General features: G+C 28.6%; 2 protein-coding genes and 1 rRNA gene. All 3 read left to right on the top strand.

Going from position 1 to position 4872, the window contains the following annotated elements; genetic code table 11:
• Positions 1-168 precede the first annotated feature (168 nt).
• The 3 genes from rrf (at position 169) to A500_RS18880 (ending at position 4230) form a co-directional block, all read left to right on the top strand.
• Positions 169-285 (top strand): 5S ribosomal RNA (rrf, locus tag A500_RS18870).
• Between the two features lie 152 nt (positions 286-437).
• Positions 438-2873: a glycogen/starch/alpha-glucan phosphorylase gene (locus tag A500_RS18875; protein ID WP_016209173.1), complete on the top strand. Its 2436-nt coding sequence runs from the start codon at positions 438-440 to the stop codon at positions 2871-2873.
• Positions 2874-3069: 196 nt separating this feature from the next.
• Positions 3070-4230, top strand: coding sequence for a glucose-1-phosphate adenylyltransferase (locus tag A500_RS18880; RefSeq protein ID WP_016209174.1), 1161 nt, complete (start codon positions 3070-3072; stop codon positions 4228-4230).
• Positions 4231-4872 lie beyond the last annotated feature (642 nt).

Raw genomic sequence — 4872 nt, forward strand, 5'->3', positions numbered from 1 at the left:
AATAAGGAAACTCCGTTATATGGAGTAAAAGATTCTTTATAAGAAGGAATACAAATTATTAGCGTAATTTGCATAAGTTCCGGGAACCAAATCGAAGATCTTGATAAGGAAACTCAACTGCGTTGAGTGCGTTCGATATCTAAATCAGAGATTTAGGATCTCACAGCATCTGGTGATGATGGCGTAGAGGAAACACTCCTTTCCATTCCGAACAGGAAAGTTAAGCTCTACAGCGTCGATGGTACTGCATGGGAGACTGTGTGGGAGAGTAGAACGTTGCCAGGTTAACAAAAAGACTTAAGATTTATCTTAAGTCTTTTTTTGTTTTAAATAATAAATTCATATAAAAAATTATTTCTAAGAATACTATTTAATAATTCTCATAAGTTTAAAGTATATTATAAATTTAAATGTTAGTCTATTAGGAGGAGGATTCAATGATATATATAAATAAGAATTCCTTAAAAAAAGATTATAAGAGAAAGTTCCTAGAGATAAATGGTAAAGAGCTAGAAGATGGAACTAAGGAGCAGCAATATGAAGCTTTAGGTAGTTTAATTAGAGATTATGTTGCTAAAGAGTGGCTAAATACAAATAATAAATATAAAGAAACTGGAGAAAAACAGGTATATTATTTCTCAATGGAGTTTTTGCTTGGAAGGCTATTAGGGAGTTCATTAATGAATTTAGGAATACGAGATATCTGTAGGGAAGCTCTCTTGGAATTAAATATAGACTTAGATGAGCTTGAAAATTTAGAACAAGATCAAGGATTAGGGAACGGAGGCTTGGGTAGACTTGCTGCATGTTTTTTAGATTCTATGGCATCATTAAATATACCTGGACATGGTTGTGGAATAAGATATAAGTATGGCTTTTTTGAACAAAAGATAATTGATGGCAAGCAAGTAGAGCTATCTGATAATTGGCTAAGATCAGGTAATGTATGGGAAATACAAAAAAGAGATAAATCTGAAATAGTGAAGTTTGGTGGAGATGTAAAAATGGAAACAATTGATGGGAAATTAACATTTACTCAAGTCAATTATGAATCCATACTAGCAATTCCATATGATACACCAATCACAGGATATGAAAATGAGGTAGTAAATACTTTAAGATTATGGTCAGCAGAGCCTGTAAGTAATGAATTTGATTTTTCATCATTTAGTAGAGGTGAATTTCTAAAGGCCATAGAATACAAAAATTCTGTTGAGTCTATATCATTAGTCTTATATCCAGAAGATTCTTTCTATGAAGGGAAAATTCTGCGATTGAAGCAACAATATTTTTTTGTATCTGCGGGATTACAAAGCATTGTGAGACATTATAAAAAATATAATAGTAATATATATGAGTTAGATGAAAAAATATCTATTCATATAAATGACACACATCCAACATTAGCTATTCCAGAACTCATGAGAATACTATTAGACGAAGAAAAATTATCATGGGAAGAAGCATGGAGGATAACACAAAATACAATTTCCTATACTAATCATACTATTTTAGCAGAAGCATTAGAAAAATGGCCTATAAACATGTTTAAAAAGATATTACCAAGAATATATATGATTATACATGAAATAAATGAAAGACATTGTAAAGATCTTTGGAATAAATATATTGGACAATGGGACAAGATTTCTAGAATGGCTATAATTGCTGATGGGTTTGTGAGAATGGCCAATCTAGCTATAGTAGGTAGCCATAGTGTGAATGGGGTAGCAAAACTTCATACGGAAATACTTAAGAAAAAGGAAATGTCAGATTTCTATTATCTATACCCCAACAAATTTAATAACAAAACTAATGGAATAACTCATAGAAGATGGCTATTAAAAAGTAATCCAGATTTAGCAAATTTATTAAAAGAGACAATAGGAGAGGGATTCATAAAACATCCAATGGATTTATTGAACTTTGAAAAGTATTTAAGTGATAATAATGTATTGGGTAAGCTGAGGAATATAAAATTAAATAATAAAGTTAAATTATCTAAAGAAATATACGGTTCGTATGGAATAAAGGTAGATCCAAATTCTATTTTTGATGTCCAAGTGAAAAGAATTCATGCATATAAAAGACAAACATTAAATTGTTTAAGAATAATGGATTTATATAATAAATTAATAGAAAATCCTAATATGGATATAAATCCAAGAACATTTATCTTTGCAGGAAAAGCAGCCCCAGGTTATATTTTGGCAAAGAATACAATAGAACTTATAACATCAATAGCAAATAAAATAAATAATGATCCAATAGTAAAAGATAAAATTAAAGTTATTATGATGGAAAATTATAGAGTTTCATTAGCAGAAAAAATAATTCCGGCAACAGATTTAAGTGAGCAAATTTCAACAACTACGAAGGAAGCCTCAGGAACCTCTAATATGAAGTTTATGATGAATGGAGCATTAACTATAGCAACATTAGACGGTGCTAATATAGAAATAAAAGATGAAGTCAAAGAAGAAAATATAGTTATATTTGGACTAACAGCAAATGAAGTTTTAGATTATCATAATAATGGAGGATATTCATCTTGGGATATATATAATAGTGATAATAGAATAAAAAGAATTATAGATAACCTTGTAGATGGAACTTATTCATATGATAGAGAAAAATTCAGAGCAATATATGATAGTTTATTAAAATATAATGATGAGTTTTTTGTATTAAAGGATTTTGATAGTTATATAAGAGCTCAAGAAATAGTAAATGAATTATATGGTAATAAACTTAATTGGCAAAGAATCTGTGGAGTAAATATAGCTCACTCAGGTATATTTTCATCAGATAGAACAATAAAGGAATACGCAACTGGAATTTGGGGTTCAGATGTATTGTATAAGAATTTATAAGTTTTTAATTGGGCATATGTAAGTTTACGTTGATTCGTATTAGAGCAACGGGATAAGAAAATTTACATATGTCCACTTTTTTGTAAAAAATCTTTTTACTTAACATATAATTTATATCTTACTCATATTTATTATATAAAGATGATTTGATAGTTTAATAAAATTTATATAAATGAATTAGGGGGGAGTATGATAGATGGGGAGAAAAGAAATTGTAGCAATGATTCTGGCTGGAGGACAAGGGTCAAGATTAGGAGTATTAACAAAGAGATTAGCAAAACCAGCTGTACCCTTTGGAGGAAAATATAGAATTATTGATTTCCCATTAAGCAATTGTTCTAATTCCGGTATATATACAGTTGGAGTTTTAACTCAATATAAACCATTAGAATTAAATGCGCATATAGGAATAGGAGCACCTTGGGATTTGGACAGAAGAGATGGGGGAGTAAGAATATTGCCGCCATACCAGGAGGAAAAGGGTGGTAAATGGTATAAGGGAACTGCAAATGCTATTTATCAAAATATAGAATATGTAGATAGATATAATCCAGAATATATATTGATATTGTCAGGAGATCATATATATAAAATGAATTATGATGATATGTTAGAGTTTCATAAGCAGAAAGAAGCAGATGCTACAATAGCTGTAATAGATGTGCCTATAGAAGAGGCTAGTAGATTTGGAATAATGAATACAAGAAGCGATCTATCAATATATGAATTCGAAGAAAAGCCAAGAGAGCCTAAAAGTACAAAAGCATCTATGGGAATATATATTTTTAAATGGGACATATTAAAAGACTTTTTGAAAGAAGATGAAAATGATATAAATTCAAGTAATGATTTTGGAAAAGATATAATACCTAATATGTTAAAGAAGAATATGAGATTAGTAGCATATCCGTTTAAAGGGTATTGGAAGGACGTAGGAACTATAAGAAGTCTATGGGAAGCTAATATGGATTTATTAAGTTCTAATAACAAGCTAAGCTTATACGATAAGGATTGGAAGATATACTCTGAAAATATAGCAAGACCAGCACAATATATAGGAAGTGATTCAGAAGTTAAAGAATCTTTAATAGTTGAAGGATGCATAGTTCAGGGAAAGGTAGAACACTCAATATTATTTCAAGGAGTGAGTATAGGAAAGAATTCAATAATAAGGGATTCTGTAATTATGCCTGATACTATAGTAGAAGATAATGTAGTAATAAATAAAGCTATAGTAGGTAATAATGCAATAATAAGAAGAGGATGTAAAATTGGCGATGGAAATAAAATAGCAGTTATAGCATCTAAAGAAGAACTTGAAGTTGGAACTACATTAGAGCCAGCTGAAGTATTATAGATTTAAAGAAGATATAGTTCAAAGGGATTATAAAAATAGTAAATTCGTAGTGATGCTCACTAAAGAAAAATCATGGAATACTATTAAGAATATGATATTGAAAAACAATGAGATTTTTATAGAGAAAAATGAAAATGATATTAAATATATGTATTAATAAAATTCAGTTGAAAAATAAATTTTTGAATCCTGAAAAAATAATATGCAAATAAAATAAAAAATATCTAATAGCTAAAAATACTTATCGATAAAGCTATTAGATATTTTTATAATAGAACTTACAAAATATAACATAAGCAAAGGACAACTAATCCACCTGTATCAATATAAGAAAAATAAAGAAATTCTTATATAGTAATAAATAATATGGGGTTAATTCAAATATTTAGCGATATAAACTATATGTAAAAAAAATATAGCATGATATTATACTCTATGTCCTAAGGGACAAAACGTCTTACAAAGTTATTTAAAAGTCAATAAAAAAATAAGTTGACAGATTAATATAAAGATAGTAAGATAATGAAGTCGCTTAAAAGCGATGAAGAAAATGGTCTTTGAAAATTGAACAGAAAATAAGTTAAGTAAAATAAACCAGCAATTCTTTTAGAAGTCTTAAGTGAGAATCTAAATTTTAATTTA

This window comes from Clostridium sartagoforme AAU1, assembly GCF_000401215.1.
Lineage (GTDB): Bacteria > Bacillota > Clostridia > Clostridiales > Clostridiaceae > Clostridium > Clostridium sartagoforme.